The following is a 17,421-nucleotide window of genomic DNA, read 5'->3' on the forward strand; positions in this document are numbered from 1 at the left end:
AATCCGCCGATTTTTACTGGCTTAAGTGGCAAGTATTGCTATTGCCCAAGGCAAAGCGACCGAGCCTGCGCTCTGTTTGGCTAAGCCAACTGAAAGAAGAACAATGCTACTCTTATGCGGCGAATCAGTTTGAATGCTTGATGTTGGAGGCTGAAATTTATGAGGACTAGATGTTAGTGACGAATGGAAAAAATCCGGGCGAAGGATGTTCGGCGCTCGCCGCTAGATTGATAGGTAGACTCGAAAGTGCTTTTGTCGGCGTAATTTTGCTTATCGCATTACAAGTGCCGAACACGACGTTAGCGGCCGGCTTGTCAACGTCCAGTAGCGACGCCAGATCGCCAGCCTGCGCAGATACGCCAACGCCCGATCCTGTTTCTCAATTCGAAACGTTGCCGATTCATGCCCAACTAGCCGAATCTTTTATTGGCTCTGCTAGAATGTCTGAGTACCTTGCCGGTTACGGTAGGCCAAATCACCTTTCTTGCCAATCCGCACATTTCAAATACGAAGCCTCCCGTAACGACGATAAAATCAGCGTCGTGTCCCGCTATAAAACGAGCGGCCAACCTCACGCCGAATACGTGGCCGTTAAAAACGACAAAATATCGGGACGCTATCTAAAACACGGCGTCATTACCGCATTTTGGCCGAACGGCAAAAAGCAATTCGAAGAGTATTACGTTGATGGCTTTGCGGTGGGTTTTCATCGTTATTTCGATGAGGCAGAGCGGCTGGTTTATGTGGCCGATTATTCCGCTAGCGATTACGAGTTCAACAAACGTATTGGTGTCGGTAAGTTAAGGAAGTTTTATCAAGGCTCGTCGAATTGGGCCAATGCTTCGCTGTCAGATAGAACACAATTGTTTAGAACCGTCTATGCCATAGAAAACAGCCAGTCAGTGCGCAAGGCCTTTGCTACTGCCGGGCTGTTTTTCCCATCTTGGATAGAGCTCGATCTGAACTCTACGGTCGCTCAATGGACCAGTCCAGGAAATCAAGGCAAGGTAACTATCGACAATCGCGCGTACGACGTGGTCAACAGCGAACTGGATTATATGCCGTTTTTCGAAGTCTTTTTGCGCCATAAACTGAGTTTGCCAGGACTGCGGGAACCCAAGCCATTCAATCAAGAACTATTGGATAGCCCATGGATAGACCAAGCCATGCGACTTGGCTTGGAAGACGAGCGCTTCAAATTTAAACCCGTCACCGCCGTAAGCCCTGAAGAAATCGCAGCGACTCCGCAAGCCCGTTATGCCAAATGCCGTGCCCAACCGAGTACGGAATGCTTGTTTGAACAAATAACCGAGAATTTGTCTTTTGAGCAAAACCATAGGGATACTTATCTAATTGAGTTTGGCCTTGGCGCTTTAGCAGGAGGCTATCCGGAATGGACCCGCAAACTCACGACCAATGGTTTAGCGATTACCGAAAACCCGATATCGTTGACGACTGAGTTTGTAAAGGCGAGAAGTTTAAAAGCGCAGGCCGAATGGCAATTGGGTTTCGGCCAGGATGCTCAACAATCGGTGGAGAAAGCTATCAACGGAGCTGCTTCTGCTGGAATAGAGTATCCCCATGGACAGCGCCATCTGAAAGCTATCGATGCGGTTCTGCCATTGTTTTTATCCGACATCGTTCCTTCCGGTCCTGAAAAATCGCTCGATTTATACCAAACCGCCGAATCCAAGCGCATTCTGAACGCCTTTAAGGTTTTGGAAGCTTCCGCTATTGCGCAAGCACGGCGAGGTGCTATTCAGGAAGCTTCACGATTGATGGAAGTTTTAGCGCCAGCCTCGGATACAACTGCCGCCTCGCTTTCTGACTTGCAAACGAACAAAGAAAAGCAACCTGAACTTTTTACTAAAATCATGCTAGCTCTTGCCGAAGGCCGGCTTGAACGAGGCGACGCTAATTCAACTCGTAAAGCGTTAAGCGAATTGGAGCAAGGCGAACCTTATTTTCTGCAAGAAACAACATTAGCCATCCGAGCCAGCATTTTGTACGCGCGGCTTGGTGAAGTCGGCAAGGCTGTGAACGCCACTCCCAAAATTAACCACTATATTCCACCAGATCTGGAAGATATTGCGGTGGCGTTTTGTAAAGCCAATGAAATTCAAGCCGGGAAGGCATTGGCCAATAGCATGGCCAAATTTGAGGAACACGAGAAATTCAAAAAAAAATCGTTTATAACCAAAGCCAAATTGGCAAAGATCGAATTTTTCTGCGGAAATCCCCAAAAAGCTAAAACTGATTTTATTAGCGCGTTAACCGAGGCAAAAAACTATGGATGCCATTCGGACTTTTGCGATCCGGATAGGTTAATTAACGATGTGAAACTCGGCATTCTAGCTACAGGTTGGCTGGAGCCCATTTGGCAACGGGGTGAACGAGAAGATGGGCTGCTTGCCCTAAAAATAGCCGTTCAGCGCGCTGAACAAGGCGAAGCGCAAATTGCGCTAGAGCGGTTGGATGATTTGGCGACTAATAAACCTAGTCGAGCGCACATCGTATATCCGTTGACGTACGCTTTGGCAAAAGCCCAAATACTAGTCAAGTTAGGCCGCGACAATGAAGCTGAAAGTGAATTTACTACGGCCAGACATATCGCTGTTAGCGACAACCACAGTCACATTCGGGCGTATGGTTTGCTGGAATTGGCGAAATCTCTGCAAAGGCTTAAGCAGAACGAAAAAGCGATCCGATATGCCAAGGAAGCATTCAATGAGTTGGTGAACGATTTACCGAACGGCAAGGTTCAATTTGCTCAAAACAGTTTCGTCAACGAAGGCATTGTCAAACTTCTCGCTCAAATGGGAGCCGAAGCCGACGCGTTGGAAATCGCGAGGGGGACGTTAGCGCCGGAGCAGTTTGCTCAAAAGTCGGTGCGGGAGCAGTCACGACAAAGAGTTTTAGCCGAAATTGCCTTGGTTAAGTTCCAAAACGAAGCCCATACTCCACTATTGGATGCCATAACAACGGTGCAGCCGCTCAATGTTCGCTTGAGAAATTGGCAAGGTGCGTTGACGATTGCCGAGAATCGGGAAGACGAGGAAGAACATGATTTCGTCGAATCAGTTATCAGCAATGAATTACAGCAATTGCCGGATTCTTTGAACATCGGTATGACGCCCGCCGAACGGCGCCAGGCAATCCATATGAGTGCGGTACTTTTGCAATCGGATAAATTGCCATTTGATTCGGCCAAACGATTAGCTCTGTTGGATGCTTTAGCCGAAACGGCCCGTTCGACCGACAATCAATTTGGTACTAAGGCCTTGTGCGAATTGGCTTATACCGCCATGGCCATACAACAGTCAGCGCAGGCAAGTGCGTGGTTTCAAGAAGCTAAACAGCGCGCATCGAAGTACTTCTCAAGTAACACTTCCATCAGCGAATCGTCACTTGGAGCTTGTGCCCACTGGGCGAAAACCGCAGGAGATAGTGCGTTGGCAAACGATATGCTGGCGGAATTGATCAAACAATTGCCGGAAAATCTGGATAATATTTCGCATCAGATTCATATCTTGCTAAATGTCGCGATTGCGTATGCCGAATACGAAAGAGGCGAGATTTTCTGGGCGGAATATGGCCGATAAACCCACTTGGTGTTGCAAGGCCATAAGATGCGAAAATATAGGAAGCCGCCGTTCTCGATCGTTGCGCCTCAAATGGCTCGGCACAACCTATGGGCAATCGCATATTTTTGGGATTACGCTTGGCGGCAATAGCTCAATCAACTGACGTTCTTCAGAAAAACCATCCGTCCGCAATTGGCCGTATTGATCTTTGAAATTGTGCAAATCTGATTCAATGATTTCTGTGGAAGGGATGAAGTTTGCGCTTTTTCAAACCAGCCAATCATCGTTCCGGCCAATACCCAGAATAGTCAATGTTTTTGTAGTTAGGCTGGCTATGTTCGAAGAGCAGAAAGGCTTTTTTATCGGTCGTTTGATAACAAGTTGATTGCCTTAGCTGGTTGAAGGAGTCCGTACCCCGTTTCATAGTCGTAGTCCGGCGCGCCCATGTCCAGGGCACTGCGCCGTAATACCTCGTAAAGTTCAATCGGCTTTAAAAGCTGGCCGTTTCGCGCGGCGTGTTGCAACAGCAAAGCAGCAACGGCGGCGGCATGTGGTGCGGCGGCCGAGGTGCCGGTGAAATTGGGCTTGCCGTCTTTTTCCAGGTCCGGCCGGGTCTTAGAAAAGAAACTGGTATTGACGTTGGTGGGCGCGACGGCATCGACATGTCTGCGGACGATGGGCTCGGCTAAACGCTGGCCTTGGTTGTCGAACAAAATCGGCAAACCGCCGGGCGAAGAATAATAACTCGGCGCCGGCGGCTTCTTGCCCTGGCCGGCTTCTATGGCGCCGACGCTGAACACGTTTGCCGCATTGGCGTGACCGAATGCTGAAGTGACGGTTTCGGCGGAGTTGCGGTACTCGTCGATGCTGGGGTGTTCGCTGGGTAGCGAGCTGCCGCTCAGGATGTATTTCAGCAAGCCGGGCGCGGGACCGGCCACTTTCAAAATGCTCAAGCCGACGGTTTTTCGGCGGCGGTTGCCTTTGTTGTCGAAACCGACCACTTCGACGGGGTCGCCGCCCAGATTATCGATCGCGCCGCCAATGACCCAGGCTTGGCTGACACGCTTGCAGGCTGGGTCGTCGTAAATCACCACATCCAGGTCAATGGCCGAGCCGTTGCCGCCACCTATCGACTTGGCCGGCTGGTCCCATTGCAAACTCAATACGGTAAACGCGTCGGCGCCAACGGTGATGGTTTGGCAGGTATCGGTTTTGCGGGGATCGGAATTGAAGTCGTGGGCGACGCCATGCTTCTCGCCCAACGGATAACGACCGCTATCGGCAAACGCCGACTGATAGCTGTTAAGGCCGGCGTTACCCGCCGACGAGAAAACAGCGATACCGCGTTCGGCTGCGAGCCGGTCAATGGTTTGCGATGCCGGACCGTCCTGAAACATCGGTTCGCTAAAATAGATCGCATCGTCGACGATGATCTGCGCGCCATGATCGGCTACCCAATTCAAGGCTTGCGTCAAGTCCGCTGGATTGTCGCCCATAGCGTGAAACAGCAAACTGGCGCCGGGTGCCAGATCGTGTATCACTTCCAGCATGGCCCGGCCTTCGTCTAGCGTCTTTTCGCCTTGGCAATCGGCTTCTTTCAATACCGTCACGGTTGCTGGCAATTCGCCATTGGCCTGGCCAATTTCGGCGCCGCCCAGGCAATTGAAACTGTCGCTGATGATGGCAACGGTAATGCCAGCGCCGTTCAAGTCGTAAATGTTTCTCGCCAGATCGGCACCAAGCAGAGTGTCGCCTTGGGTGACTGTCTTGGTCGTCGTGTCTGCCTGTACCTCATTGATTAAATGCCCTGATAGCCCAAGCAACATTGCGGCCGTAAACCCGCGACCAATCCCTGATTTAACTTGTGTTATCGACATCTCCCAATCCGCTACTGTTCAGTCAACCGCCGATACTAACATGCTGCAAGTGGCACCATCGAATCTGACGTAACGTTTCAAATGTAATGAAATCGGAGATGTTGTTGATTCACGGAGGAATCTTTTCGCTAAGGCGCGGGTAAGCGCTAAAGCCAACGCCATCCGGATCGCCGAGAGCGTAACTGCCTACCAACCGGCCGTCTTGAAACGGGCCTTACTTTTCCGTTTGCCCATGTCGCCAGGCCTCGACGGCGAATTCGGCGAGTTCTCCGGCCACTTCGGCGATAAAGCGTAGTGCCGAGTAGGCAATTGCGGCTATCATCAGTGCAAGGATTAATTTCATCTCGTCCTCCGGTATGCCGAACCGGTCACTTGGTCCGGCAGCGCTAGGAGGATTGGGCGCGAGTGCGAAAAGTTCCAGGGCCGATTTTCGGCGCTAGCGGCTTGGCCCACGCGCGATTGCCGGACAGAAACCCTTATTTTTCGGAGGCAGCGATGCAACTCGTCAAAATATTGAGTGCGGCCATGATGCTGGCGACAGCCGTACCGCTGTCGGCCGAACCGGTCAAATGCGTGGTGGCCGGCAAAACGTTATATACCGACGACGCTAAAAAATGCGCCAAAGGCGAAGTCAAGCCGATCAATGGCGCCTTGGTGATTACCGAACTGCCGGCCGCCAAGTCTGCCGGTAAATCCGCGCCGATTTCGGCGCCGGCTAGCTCCGATTCGCTGCTGGATTCTTTATTGCAGCGGCTGGGGATTACGCAACAGGAAGTCGCCGACGGCTGGAAAACCGTCGACGAGGCGCGCCAGCGCGGCGAGTGGCAGGCGCCGGAGATGCCGGAAGATGCGCGTTAACCGCGAGCGAAAGCATCGGTTAGCCGCTAGCCGCAGTCTGCTTGCCGGCTGTTTGGTCGAGCATGTGCCGAATCGTATCCGCTGTATCGGCTTGACCATGGCGTTGGCCGGGCAGGCTGTAGCCGGGGAATACCATTTGACGATTGCCGAGCAACGGGTCGATATCATCGGCCAGCCGCAGACCGCGATCCTGGCGGGCGACGGTTTGCCGGGGCCGACCTTGCATTGGCGCGAAGGCGAGCAGGTGGTGTTGCATGTCGAAAACCGGCTGTCGGAACCGACTTCGATCCATTGGCACGGCCTCGAGTTGCCGTATCGGATGGATGGCGTGCCGGGTATCAGTTTCGAGGGTATCGCGCCGGCGAGCCGATTTACTTACCAATTCCCGGTCAAGCAGAGCGGCACCTACTGGTACCACGGCCATTCCGGCATGCAGGAGCAGCAGGGCTTGTTCGGGGCGTTGATCATCGATTCGGCGCAACCGCAGCCGCCAACCGATCGCGATTACGTGGTGATACTGTCGGATTGGCCGCAGGCCGATCCTTACCGCACGCTGGCTCGGCTGAAAAAGCAGAGCGATTACTACAATTTTCAGAAGCGTACGCTTGCCGATTTGTTTGCCGACATCGAACGGCTCGGGTTTGCGGAAACCGTCGACGACCGTTTGGCCTGGGGAGCGATGCGGATGGACCCGACCGATCTGGCCGACGTCAACGGTTCCACCTACCATTTCCTGATTAACGGCCGCACCCCGCAGATGCAACCGCATTTTTTGTTCAACCCCGGACAAAGAGTGCGGCTGCGTTTTATCAATGCCTCGGCGATGACCTATTTCGATGTGCGTATTCCTGGTTTGACCATGCAGGTTGCTGCTGCCGACGGCCAAAACCTGCAACCTTTGAACGTTAACGCCTTCCGGATTGCGGTTGCGGAAACCTATGACGTCGTGGTGCAACCCAACGCCGAACAAGCCTACAGTATTTTCGCCGAGGCGATGGACCGCAGCGGTTACGCCCACGCCAGTCTGTCGCCGCGGGCGGATTGGCTGGCGCCGGTTCCGCCGCCGACGCCACGGACCTTGTTGACGCTGGCGGATATGGGCGGCGCCCACGCCGGACACGCAATGCAGGGCGATAATCATCTCGAACACGTCGAACACGTCGAACACGTCGAACACGCCGGCCATGGGCCGCAGACTACCGAGAGTCCCGCAGCCGGCCAGGCAACAGAACATACCGCCCATGCCGGCCACCATCACGCCGCAATGTCGCCGGAAATTCCGTCGTACCAGACGCTCGATTACCGCGATTTGCGCGCCCAAAACGCCACGCCGCTGCGCAAGCCGGACCGGGAAATCGAGTTGCGGCTGACCGGCGACATGCGGCGCTACATCTGGTCGTTTAACGACGTCAAATACGCCGATGCCGAACCGATTCGGGTCAAATTAGGCGAAGTGGTCCGCTTTCGTTACGTCAATCAGACCATGATGAACCATCCGATTCATATCCACGGCTTGTGGCAATACTTGGATATCGGCGCCGGCGCATACAATCCGAAAAAGCACGTCGTCAATGTCAGGCCGGGGACCACCGCGGTGGTCGATGTGCCGGCCGACGCGGTGGGCGAATGGGCGTTTCATTGCCATTTGCTGTACCACATGGATACCGGCATGTTTCGTAAATTGATCGTCGAGCCGAATCATGATTGAGCGGCGCAGAGCGATAGCCACAATCATCGGCCTGCTGTGGCTGAACTGCCGAGCCGATGACGGCCACATGCTGTTCAACCGCTTCCTGGCCGAACGCCTGGAATACGAAAGTAACGGCGGACTGCATCTGGCGAAATGGGATGTACAGAATTGGTTCGGTAACGACGACCACAAGCTCTGGTTGAAAACGGAAGGCGACTATTCGGCCGACCAGGGCATTTTCGGCCGGGCCGATTTACAGGTGCTTTACAGCCGCAACGTCGATAGTTTCTGGGATTTTCAAATCGGCGCCCGCCGCGCGTTCGAGCCGGAGCGCACTTTCGACGCGGTGATCGGGTTTCAGGGCTTGGCGCCGTATTTTTTTGAAGTGGACAGCGCGCTGTTCGTCACCGAGAAGGGCAATGTACTGGGTCGATTGACTGTCAGTTATGAGCTGTTGCTGAGTCAGCGCCTGATCCTGCAGCCGCGCATCGGTTTGAATGTGGCGGCCGAAGATTTGCAGTCGCGCGGTGTCAAGGCCGGCATCACCGAGTTCGAGGCCGGATTGCGGCTGCGTTACGAAATCGAACGCGAATTTGCGCCTTATCTGGGGGTCGATTACGTCGAAGAGCAGTCGCTGCGCGAACATCAACATAGCGTCAGAGCCGTTGCCGGTTTCCGGTTCTGGTATTAGCAAGGTGCTGCGAAAGGGCTGAACCAGTGCTTGAATTTGCTTGTCTGATCGGATTAGGACGATAACCCACAACGGGGAAGTGGCTAATCAATACTTTCAGGAGAGCCACCATGACAAATTCCAACTTCGTCGCCATCGCTATTTTTTTAATCACTACCGCTTTCGCCACCACGGCGTTTGGCGAAATCAAACCAGTCCCAAGTCCGGTGTCCGCAGCGTATTCGCCGGATAACAGGCTGCAAACTTTCAGCAAAACCGTTCACGGCGGCGTGCAGCACGTGGTCGCCAAGCCCGGTGCCGACGCCAAGGTGATCGCTGCCATCCAAGCCCATCTGCGGCAGTTGGCGGGTGCTTTGACCAGCGGCGATTTCTCGGCGAGCGAACGCATGCACGGTGCCGCCATGCCGGGCTTGGCAAGGCTGAAAAACGCGAAACCGGACGAGATTCGTTACGAGTACCGGGCTTTACCGAACGGCGCCCAGATCCATTACAGCAGCGAATACCCGCAATTGGTGCAGGCGTTGCACGAATGGTTCGATGCCCAAACCCAAGCCCACGGCGCAGAGGCGGTCCCAGGACATCAGCAACATCATGCCGCGCCGGCGCAATGATCAGGCCTCGGCGTCGATAATTTCCAGGCATACCAGCATGGTATGACGCACCACAAAAAAGGTCATCGCCATCGGATACAGCGCGTAATGACGAGTAATTAGTAAGCTGGCGGCAACCAGGCCGAGAATCAGGCTGAAGTCGAATCGGCTGATTTTCTCCAGGTAACGCAAGTGTTGTACCGAGTCCGGATCGAAGTAAGGCGCCTTATTGATCAAGGCCAGGGTCAAGGTCGCGGTCAATAACGCGTAGTAGATCGGAAACAAGAAAAACATTGGCGCTTCGGCGCCGAACTGAGGTTGCCAGTAGGAATACCAGACGAACAAACCGGCAGTGGCAAAGCCATCGTGCCATAGCGAGGTAGGGAGCTTTTTCAGATAGCCGCCGGCGACGCTGGCGGCCATCACCGTGACGCCGACGGCGGTCGCCAGCGGCGACACCAGGTAATCCAGGAGCGCGGTTTGGTTTTGCACTAAAACCGCGAGGGCAATGCTACAGGCAATGAATCCGATCATAATCAGGCCGCTAAAAAAGTTAAGCCGGGAATTTAGCATTGCTGGCGCTGAAAAAGAAGCATTGCCGGCGCTGTTCGCCGCCACCCGTTACCGCTACGCCGACAATGGTGTTGTGCGTAGCGGCGGCTGGGACGGCTAGGGTTCAGAAATCCAGTTTCAATTCCATCATGAAGGTGCGCGGCGCGGCAATGAAAAATAACGGTGCGTTGCCGCCGCTGCCCCATTCCACATATTGTTCGTCGGACAGATTTTTTACGCGGGCGGTAACGGTCGCGTGCGGGTTGAATTTCCAGGCCAACTGGGTATCGAATACCGCGAATGCCGGGGCCTTGATAATGTTGCTGGTATCGACGAAGCGGTCGCCGACATAACGGGAGCCGAAGTTCCATTGCCAGTCCGGGTCGAAATCCCAGGTGAGCCAGGCGTTCGCGACCCATTTGGCAACGTTGGTCGGCCGGTTGCCCTTGCGGGAAACGATGGTGGTGTTATTGACGGTTTCCAGAAACTTGTCGTATTGGGCGTCGACATAAGCCATATTGCCCTGCATGCTCCATTCCGGGGTTAATTGCACGCCGATATTCGCTTCCATACCGGCGGAGGATTGTGCCCCGATCGGCAACACCCGGTTACGGTCGGACGGGTCGGTCATCGACAGGTTTTTACGTTCGATGTAATAACCGGCCAAGGTTGCCGAACCTTTACCGTCCCAGAAATCGAATTTGGTACCGATTTCCGCCTGACGGCCGGTGGTCAGGTCGAAATCGCGCAAGGCGGCGAAGGTGCCGGTGGTAAGGATGCCGGAAGGCGGATCGGCGGCAGTGCTGTATTGGGCATACACGTTGAAGGTGGAGGTGATGTCGTACATCAGCGCCGCGCGCCAAGTCACCGCGGTCCAGCGGCGACCGAACGCGGCCGGCGTAGTCGCGGTGGGCGGTACGATTCCTGTGCGCAGGTTGACCGCATCCAGCCGGATATCGTCCACCCGCAAGCCGGTGATCAGATTCAAATCAGGTACCAGCGTCAGCCGGTTTTCGGCGTAGCCGGCGACGGTATACAGCTCGTTGCGAGCGTTCGGCACCGGACCGGTAGCAGCCGGATAATCGTAGTAGCTGCCTACGCTGAAATTGTAAGGATCGACGGTACTGACTGTGCCGGTTGCGCTCTCCATACTGGGCGCCCGGGTTTGTTTGTTGTAGGCGACGTCGATACCGGCCGAGAATTTCGACGGCAAGTTAAACCAGCGGTCGCTGTGGACAATTTCGAAACGGTTGCCCACTAGGGCTTGGTCGTGGTTGACCGCAAACGAGCGGTTGCGAATGATTTGGGTGTTGCTGGCGTTCCAGTCGTAGCCTTCGACGTTCAACCATTGCCGGTCGGCCTTGTAGTAATAAAACGTGTTTTTTAACTGAGTATTTTCCGACAACTGGTAATCGACGATGTCGCGTAGCCAGAACACCTGTTGGTCGAAGGTCGGACTGGCGGCGTTGTAATTTCTGAAACGGGTGTTCGGATCGATCTGGCCTTCGATTGGGCCCAGACCAGGGGTACCCCACGGGACGATCCGACCGCCAACCGTCGGATTCAGTACCGGCGTACCCCAATAGGAATCGCGGTCTTCCAATTGGTGCTCGAAGGCGATAGTGTGGGACAGCTTGGAGGTGATGTCGCTCAACAACGAAAACGACATGGCACCGGAATTGGCCTCGGTCCGATCGATATAACCTTCTGAGCCTAGGTAACTGATATCGGCCTGCAACCAGTTATCGGTGTTGCCGAGCCGACCGTTAAATCCGTAAGAAGCCCGCCGGTTAAGATATTCGCCGAGCGAAACCAGCGCGCTATGGCGGTCCGGGCCGCGTTGGGCGATTTTGCTGACGTAATTGATCGAACCGCCAACGGCACCTTGCCCATAGAGAAAGGTGGACGGTCCGCCCAATACTTCTTCCCGCTCGATCAGCCAACTGTCCAGCGGCCTGGCCGCAACCACATCGTACTGTACCGTGATGCCGTTGAATAACTGGGTGATTTGCGTTCCGCTGAAACCGCGCATCGATACCGAACCGGCAGAGCCGGGTTGCGACGACACGATGATGCCCGGCGCTCTCTCCAGGGCTTCCTGCGTGGTTTGCGCGCCGCGTTTTTCGAAGGTGGCGCGGTCGATGATCGTGATCGAGGCCGGCGTTTCCCGCGGCGTCAAGCCCAGACGGCTACCGGTGACCGCTTCGCTATCCAATTGCGGTTTTTGGTTGGGTGGATTCAACGGGACAGTGCCGACCACCGTCATTGCTTCCAGGGTCTGTGTGGCGGCTTTCGGTGTCGCCGGTTTTGCTTGTTTTTCTTGTTTTGCGGGTTGCTTCTGCTCCTCTTCTGCAGCGCTGCCGTCGGCGGCAAGTGCGGCGTTGATGCCGCATGCCAAAATGGACATGTTGATGAGTACTGCGAATTGGCGCCCGGGGGCCGGGTAGTGTTTTGTCATGGTTGCCGAATCGGTTACGTTTTGAAATGGGATAGAAGTATGCGTAATACCAGGGCTCGGAAACGCAAGTAACGGACCAGTTCCGCAGCCGGCGCCGGCTCTGGCCTGCGGAGGCACGAGTCAATTAAACTATGTTTTATAATCCGGCGTGACTAGGGGATATGCCGCAAGTTATCGATTTTCGTTACAGCCTTGGGTCTTGTTAAAATGGCGGCTTGGCCGGACATTCGGCGTTCGGAATTTCTGAAATCGGTTAAGGACTCAGCAAATGGCAGGATTTTTCTCGAAGCAGCGTATTATCGCCCGGTCAGGCTATAGCCGTTGGCTGGCGCCGCCAGCCGCACTGTCGGTACATCTATGCATTGGCCAGGCCTATGCGTTCAGCGTATTCAACGATCCGCTGACCCGTGTCATCGGCATTGGCGCTTCGGCTCCCGACGATTGGAAATTAACCGAGCTGGGTTGGATCTTCAGTTTAGCCATCGTCTTTCTGGGCTTGTCCGCCGCATTCGGCGGCAAATGGTTGGAAAAAGTCGGCCCGCGGCTGACCATGTTCGTTGCGGCCTGTTGCTTCGGCGGCGGATTTTTTATCGCCGCGCTCGGCGTCAAGCTGCATCAGATCGGGTTGCTTTATCTGGGTTACGGCGTGATCGGCGGCATCGGCCTGGGCTTGGGTTACGTGTCGCCGGTATCGACCTTGATCAAATGGTTTCCGGACCGACGCGGCATGGCTACCGGCATGGCTATCATGGGTTTCGGCGGCGGCGCGATGATCGGCGCGCCGTTATCGGTGTGGTTGATGGACCAATTCAAATCGGCAACCTCGGTCGGGGTGAGCGAAGCGTTTTTGGTGATGGGTGCCGTGTATTTTTGCTCGATGTTGATCGGGGCGTTGGCGATCCGGATTCCGCCCGCTGATTGGCAGCCCGAGGGTTGGACGCCGCCGGTCGTCGCCAACAAAATGATTACCGACAAACACGTGCATATCGATCAGGCGCTGAAAACGCCGCAGTTTTACTTGTTGTGGCTGGTGTTGTGCCTGAACGTCAGCGCCGGCATCGGCGTGCTGGGCCAGGCTTCGGTGATGATTCAGGAAATGTTCAAGGGCTCGGTGACTCCGGCCGCCGCGGCCGGATTCGTCGGCTTGCTGAGTTTGTTCAACATGGGCGGCCGCTTTTTCTGGTCGTCGGCGTCGGATTATCTGGGCCGCAAGCATACCTACATGATTTTCTTTGCGGTCGGCGCGGTGCTGTATGCAACGATTCCGACTATGGGCATGGCCGGCAATATGGCGATGTTCGTGCTGCTGTATGCATTGATCATGAGCATGTACGGCGGCGGATTCTCGACCATCCCGGCTTATCTGGCCGATATATTCGGTACCCGTTTCGTCGGAGGCATCCACGGCCGGCTGCTGACGGCCTGGTCCACGGCCGGCGTGTTGGGTCCGGTGTTGGTCAACTATCTGCGCGAATATCAGATTGGCCAAGGCGTAGCCAAAGCTGAAGCCTATAACATGACGATGTACATCATGGCCGGGCTGTTGCTGGTTGGATTTGCCGCCAATCTGGCGATTCGGCCGGTGCATGAAAAGCACCATATGAAACACGATGATTTCGACGAACTGGACGGTATTTATCCGGCCGGCGAGACCGATCACTGAACCGAGACCAATTATGAACAATCCGCAAAATCACCAACCGTCCAGTCCGCTGCTCGTGGCCTTGTTTTGGCTTTACGTATTGCTGCCGCTGGCCTGGGGCGTCTGGTCCACGGTCAAGAAAGCTTTGGCTTTATTCGGCTAAATGTCCATCCAGCCGCTGCGGCCCCGCTGATGCGGTGGCTCAACGGGAACCGGATTTTTCCGCGCCGGCCGCATGGCGCAGATATTGGTTGACCACTTCCAAATCCACTTCACTCAAACTGCCGGCCGCTTCCTTCAATTTGATGCCATTGATGAGGTAGTCGTAACGGCTTCTGGCGTAATCGCTTTTGGCTTTGTACAGATTGCGTTGCTCGGTCAACACGTCGACCATGGTCCGGGTGCCGACTTCGAAGCCGGCTTCGGCGGCTTGTACCGCCATGTCGGCCGATTTGCTGGTGGCATCTAGCGCCTTGACCCGGCTGACGCTGGAAACCACGCCGCGAAAGGCGTCCTTGACGCCGCGGTTGACGCTGCGCTTGACCTTGGTCAGGTCTTCCTTGGCCGCTTGGTACTCGTGCTCGGCTTGGCGCACCCGCGACGAGACGCCGCCGCCTTCGTACAGCGGCAGATTCAATTGCAGCCCGAAGCTTTGGCTGTCGCCGCGCAGGCCGTATTGGTTGCCGGTATCCATTTCGTTGTATTGAGCGACGATGTCCAGGGTCGGCATGTGCTTGGATTCCTGTAAATCGATGTTCTTTCTGATGTATTCAGTCTGGTTGATTTGAGCGACGATCGAAAAATTATTGTTCTCGGCGGAATTGGCCCAGGACGACAAATCCTCCGGCGCCGGCGGCGACAGCGGAATTTCCGGTTGCAGACCCTCCAAATCGGCAGCGTTGTCGCCGACGATCTCCCGTAGCGCTTCCTTGCTGTTGTCGAGCAGGTTTTGCGCTTCGATTTCGCTGGCCAGCGCCCGATCGTAGCCGGCTTGAGCTTCGTAAACGTCGGTGATGGCGATGATGCCGACGTCGAACCGTTGCTTGGCTTGTTCTAACTGCTTTTCGATGGCTTTTTTCTCGGCGACGGCAAATTCCAGATTGTCTTGCGCCGCCAGAATGTTGAAATAAGCTTCCGCGGTACGCCGCATCAGGTTCTGGTATTTGGCCTGAAATTGGGCTTCGGCCTGGGCGATTTTGTTGTCGGCCTGGTCCAATTGCACCCAGTGTTCCCAGTGAAAGACCGGTTGTGTTAAGTTGAAGCCCAACTTGCTATCCCAATAATGCTGCAAGGTGGTACCCAGGAAGCTGGTACTTTCCAGCCGATTACGGCTGCTGTTGGCGTTGAACGAGAGCTTAGGCAACATCTGGGCAATGCTTTGCGATTTGATTTCGGCCGTCGCCAGTTTGTTGATATCCGAACTTTTGAAATCGGGATCGTTGGCTTTTGCCAATTGGAAGGTCTCCAGCAAATCCTGGCTGAAAGCCAACTTAACCGGGATTAACGCCACCAAAAGCGTGCATAACGTTCTTGTCATTGCTATATCTCGTGCGGACGGGTAAAAATAAATAATCATTATCGCCTAAAATAGCCCGGCGACAGTGTTTAATTCACTAAGAGTGCCATAAGGTTAGGCACACATTATTTATCCGTCAAAACCAAACTGAAACCTGAAAAGAGTCACTATGAGTCAGAAAATCACTAAAGTCGTTTTTCCAGCCGCCGGGCTTGGAACCCGTTCCTTGCCTGCCACCAAGGCCGTCGCCAAGGAAATGCTGCCGATCGTGGATAAACCGCTGATCCAATATGCGGTTGAGGAAGCGGTCGCGGCCGGCATCGACACCATGGTGTTCGTCATCGGCCGTAACAAGGAGTCGATCGCCAACCATTTCGACAAGTCTTACGAGTTGGAAAAAGAGCTGGAGAAAAGCGGCAAGACCGGCTTGCTGAACATGTTGCGCGACTTGCTGCCGCCACACGTGTCCTGCGTGTTCGTGCGCCAGGCCGAAGCCTTGGGTCTGGGTCACGCCGTGCATTGCGCCAAACCGGTGGTCGGTAACGAGCCGTTTGCGGTGATTTTGCCGGACGATCTGATCGAAGACGGCAGCCGCGGCTGTCTGAAGCAAATGGTGGAACTGTTCGAAAAAGAGCAAAGCAGTATCCTGGGGGTAGAGCGGGTCGATCCGACCGAAACCCATAAATACGGCATCGTCGAACACAGCGAAACCTCGCCGCGGGTCGGCAAGCTCAGCTCGATTGTCGAAAAACCGAAGCCGGAAGTAGCGCCTTCCAACATCGCCGTTGTCGGCCGCTATATTCTGACCCCGGCGATCTTCGAGAAAATCGAGAGCACCGGCCGCGGCGCCGGCGGCGAAATTCAATTGACCGATGCGATCGCAGCGTTGATGAAAGACGAACAAGTCCTGTCTTACGAATTCGAAGGTAACCGTTACGACTGCGGTTCCAAATTCGGTTTCCTGTTGGCCAACGTCGAATACGGCTTGCTGCACCAGGAAATAAACCAAGAGTTCGGCCAATACCTGAAACAGCGCGCCGCTAAAATCTGATTGTGGCGTCCGGAACGGCTAACCGCCGCCGTTCCGGGCTTGCCGTCGGTTTACGGTTTCGTAAATCAATAGAGCTAGCATAATCAGCGCCGTGCCGGCCAGCGTGGTCGGCGTGATCGGTTCTTGATTCACGCTGTAACCCAAAAATAACGACATGACCGGCGTCAGCAGATTCATCATCGCCACGTTGGTGGCCGGCATGTTGGTCAGCACGAAGTAATACAGCGCAAAACCCAGCGTGGTAGCGATGATCCCGAGGTAAATAATCGAATACAGCGCCTTCGGCTCGATGTTTTGCGGGAATGCCAAGCCTTCCATGCCGTACCAGGTCGCCAGGTACAGCGGCACCGCGATCGACAAGCCGCCGGTGACCAACGGCAACGCTCCAAGACCAGCATCAATTTGTTTGACCCAGACCGCGCTGGCGGCGTGGATAAAGGTGGCGATCAACACGCCGATCAGACCGGTTATTGCTTGCTCGTTCAATTCCAGCGCCGAATTGAACATGACCAGCAGGCCGCAAACGCCCAGGCTATAAGCGAACAGCTTGCCCCAACCCAGGCTGCGTTCTTTCAAGTAGGCAGCGGCCATGAATGCGGTCATGAATGGGCTGAGGCCGAATATCACTGATATCCAGCCGGAGGGTACGAATCGAGCGGACCAATAGGTCACCAACATGCTGCCGTAGAGTTGTACCGCCACGGCGAAGTAGCTGGTCAAGGCCGGCCGGCGCAGCGGTATCCGGCGACGCGCCACCAAGCACAGCAATAACAGGCAACTCAGGCCGATGCTCATCCGCGCCGTGGCCGCGAATACGAAGCCGGCGCCTACGCTGCTCCATTGGATGGCCAGCGGCGTAGTGGTCCAGATCAACACCACGCCGATATAGGCCAGACCGAGGCGGATATTCAA

Annotated in this window: 15 protein-coding genes; 9 read left to right on the forward strand and 6 right to left on the reverse strand. The window is 55.0% G+C overall.

The annotated features are described in order from the left end of the window. The first annotated feature begins 170 nt into the window (after nt 1–170). Nucleotides 171–3,602, forward strand: coding sequence for a hypothetical protein (locus C2U68_RS04190; protein ID WP_140911257.1), 3,432 nt, complete (start codon nt 171–173; stop codon nt 3,600–3,602). Nucleotides 3,603–3,943: 341 nt separating this feature from the next. Here the strand turns inward: C2U68_RS04190 and C2U68_RS04195 are convergent, their stop codons facing one another. Then, nucleotides 3,944–5,461, reverse strand: a complete 1,518-nt coding sequence (locus C2U68_RS04195; protein ID WP_140911258.1) for a S8 family peptidase — start codon at nt 5,459–5,461, stop codon at nt 3,944–3,946. A 214-nt stretch (nt 5,462–5,675) separates the two neighbouring features. Then, on the reverse strand, nt 5,676–5,804 hold the full coding sequence (locus tag C2U68_RS21515; protein WP_260839206.1) for a hypothetical protein: 129 nt from the start codon (nt 5,802–5,804) through the stop codon (nt 5,676–5,678). A 152-nt stretch (nt 5,805–5,956) separates the two neighbouring features. Here C2U68_RS21515 and C2U68_RS04200 point away from each other — a divergent pair, with 152 nt between their 5' ends. The 4 genes from C2U68_RS04200 (at nt 5,957) to C2U68_RS04215 (ending at nt 9,311) form a co-directional block, all read left to right on the forward strand. Then, nucleotides 5,957–6,319, forward strand: a complete 363-nt coding sequence (locus tag C2U68_RS04200) for a hypothetical protein (protein WP_140911259.1) — start codon at nt 5,957–5,959, stop codon at nt 6,317–6,319. Further along, nucleotides 6,309–8,027 carry a copper resistance system multicopper oxidase gene (locus C2U68_RS04205; protein WP_140911260.1) on the forward strand — a complete coding sequence of 573 codons (1,719 nt, stop codon included), beginning with the start codon at nt 6,309–6,311 and terminating at the stop codon, nt 8,025–8,027. Before C2U68_RS04200 ends, C2U68_RS04205 begins: the two co-directional genes overlap by 11 nt. Continuing rightward, nucleotides 8,020–8,700, forward strand: coding sequence for a copper resistance protein B (locus tag C2U68_RS04210; protein ID WP_260839207.1), 681 nt, complete (start codon nt 8,020–8,022; stop codon nt 8,698–8,700). The genes C2U68_RS04205 and C2U68_RS04210 overlap by 8 nt, the downstream gene beginning before the upstream one ends. Nucleotides 8,701–8,810: 110 nt before the next feature. Beyond that, nucleotides 8,811–9,311, forward strand: coding sequence for an aspartate carbamoyltransferase (locus tag C2U68_RS04215; RefSeq protein WP_260839208.1), 501 nt, complete (start codon nt 8,811–8,813; stop codon nt 9,309–9,311). Here the strand turns inward: C2U68_RS04215 and C2U68_RS04220 are convergent, their stop codons facing one another. Next, nucleotides 9,312–9,782, reverse strand: coding sequence for a hypothetical protein (locus tag C2U68_RS04220; protein ID WP_140911261.1), 471 nt, complete (start codon nt 9,780–9,782; stop codon nt 9,312–9,314). Between the two features lie 28 nt (nt 9,783–9,810). On the opposite strand from C2U68_RS04220, the gene C2U68_RS21085 reads away from it, so the two are divergent. Beyond that, entirely contained in the window at nt 9,811–9,963 is a 153-nt protein-coding gene (locus C2U68_RS21085; RefSeq protein WP_186289489.1) for a hypothetical protein, read from the forward strand. Between the two features lie 3 nt (nt 9,964–9,966). Here the strand turns inward: C2U68_RS21085 and C2U68_RS04225 are convergent, their stop codons facing one another. After that, nucleotides 9,967–12,249 carry a TonB-dependent receptor gene (locus tag C2U68_RS04225; protein WP_260839209.1) on the reverse strand — a complete coding sequence of 761 codons (2,283 nt, stop codon included), beginning with the start codon at nt 12,247–12,249 and terminating at the stop codon, nt 9,967–9,969. Nucleotides 12,250–12,568: 319 nt separating this feature from the next. Here C2U68_RS04225 and C2U68_RS04230 point away from each other — a divergent pair, with 319 nt between their 5' ends. Together C2U68_RS04230 and C2U68_RS21520 are read left to right on the forward strand one after the other, a co-directional pair. Then, nucleotides 12,569–13,963 carry an OFA family MFS transporter gene (locus C2U68_RS04230; RefSeq protein ID WP_140911262.1) on the forward strand — a complete coding sequence of 465 codons (1,395 nt, stop codon included), beginning with the start codon at nt 12,569–12,571 and terminating at the stop codon, nt 13,961–13,963. A 13-nt stretch (nt 13,964–13,976) separates the two neighbouring features. Beyond that, the gene (locus C2U68_RS21520; RefSeq protein ID WP_260839210.1) at nt 13,977–14,105 is read left to right on the forward strand and encodes a hypothetical protein; all 129 of its coding nucleotides are present in this window, start codon (nt 13,977–13,979) and stop codon (nt 14,103–14,105) included. A gap of 39 nt (nt 14,106–14,144) precedes the next feature. On the opposite strand, the gene C2U68_RS04235 is transcribed toward C2U68_RS21520, so the two are convergent. Then, complete coding sequence (locus tag C2U68_RS04235) at nt 14,145–15,479, reverse strand: TolC family outer membrane protein (protein WP_140911263.1); 1,335 nt, start codon at nt 15,477–15,479, stop codon at nt 14,145–14,147. Between the two features lie 148 nt (nt 15,480–15,627). On the opposite strand from C2U68_RS04235, the gene galU reads away from it, so the two are divergent. Then, entirely contained in the window at nt 15,628–16,509 is an 882-nt protein-coding gene (galU, locus tag C2U68_RS04240; RefSeq protein WP_140911264.1) for a UTP--glucose-1-phosphate uridylyltransferase GalU, read from the forward strand. Between the two features lie 18 nt (nt 16,510–16,527). Here galU and C2U68_RS04245 read toward each other — a convergent pair whose 3' ends face one another. Next, the gene (locus tag C2U68_RS04245) at nt 16,528–17,421 is read right to left on the reverse strand and encodes a DMT family transporter (RefSeq protein ID WP_260839211.1); all 894 of its coding nucleotides are present in this window, start codon (nt 17,419–17,421) and stop codon (nt 16,528–16,530) included.

It is taken from the genome of Methylomonas koyamae (assembly GCF_006483455.1).
GTDB classification, from domain to species: Bacteria; Pseudomonadota; Gammaproteobacteria; order Methylococcales; family Methylomonadaceae; genus Methylomonas; species Methylomonas koyamae_B.

Bases quoted from the DNA above. Each gene is read 5' to 3' on its own strand.
- C2U68_RS04190 (WP_140911257.1), top strand. From the start codon at position 171: ATGTTAGTGACGAATGGAAAAAATCCGGGCGAAGGATGTTCGGCGCTC.
- C2U68_RS04195 (WP_140911258.1), bottom strand. From the start codon at position 5,461: ATGTCGATAACACAAGTTAAATCAGGGATTGGTCGCGGGTTTACGGCC.
- C2U68_RS21515 (WP_260839206.1), bottom strand. From the start codon at position 5,804: ATGAAATTAATCCTTGCACTGATGATAGCCGCAATTGCCTACTCGGCA.
- C2U68_RS04200 (WP_140911259.1), top strand. From the start codon at position 5,957: ATGCAACTCGTCAAAATATTGAGTGCGGCCATGATGCTGGCGACAGCC.
- C2U68_RS04205 (WP_140911260.1), top strand. From the start codon at position 6,309: ATGCGCGTTAACCGCGAGCGAAAGCATCGGTTAGCCGCTAGCCGCAGT.
- C2U68_RS04210 (WP_260839207.1), top strand. From the start codon at position 8,020: ATGATTGAGCGGCGCAGAGCGATAGCCACAATCATCGGCCTGCTGTGG.
- C2U68_RS04215 (WP_260839208.1), top strand. From the start codon at position 8,811: ATGACAAATTCCAACTTCGTCGCCATCGCTATTTTTTTAATCACTACC.
- C2U68_RS21085 (WP_186289489.1), top strand. From the start codon at position 9,811: ATGAATCCGATCATAATCAGGCCGCTAAAAAAGTTAAGCCGGGAATTT.
- C2U68_RS04225 (WP_260839209.1), bottom strand. From the start codon at position 12,249: ATGTCCATTTTGGCATGCGGCATCAACGCCGCACTTGCCGCCGACGGC.
- C2U68_RS04230 (WP_140911262.1), top strand. From the start codon at position 12,569: ATGGCAGGATTTTTCTCGAAGCAGCGTATTATCGCCCGGTCAGGCTAT.
- C2U68_RS21520 (WP_260839210.1), top strand. From the start codon at position 13,977: ATGAACAATCCGCAAAATCACCAACCGTCCAGTCCGCTGCTCGTGGCC.
- C2U68_RS04235 (WP_140911263.1), bottom strand. From the start codon at position 15,479: ATGACAAGAACGTTATGCACGCTTTTGGTGGCGTTAATCCCGGTTAAG.
- galU (WP_140911264.1), top strand. From the start codon at position 15,628: ATGAGTCAGAAAATCACTAAAGTCGTTTTTCCAGCCGCCGGGCTTGGA.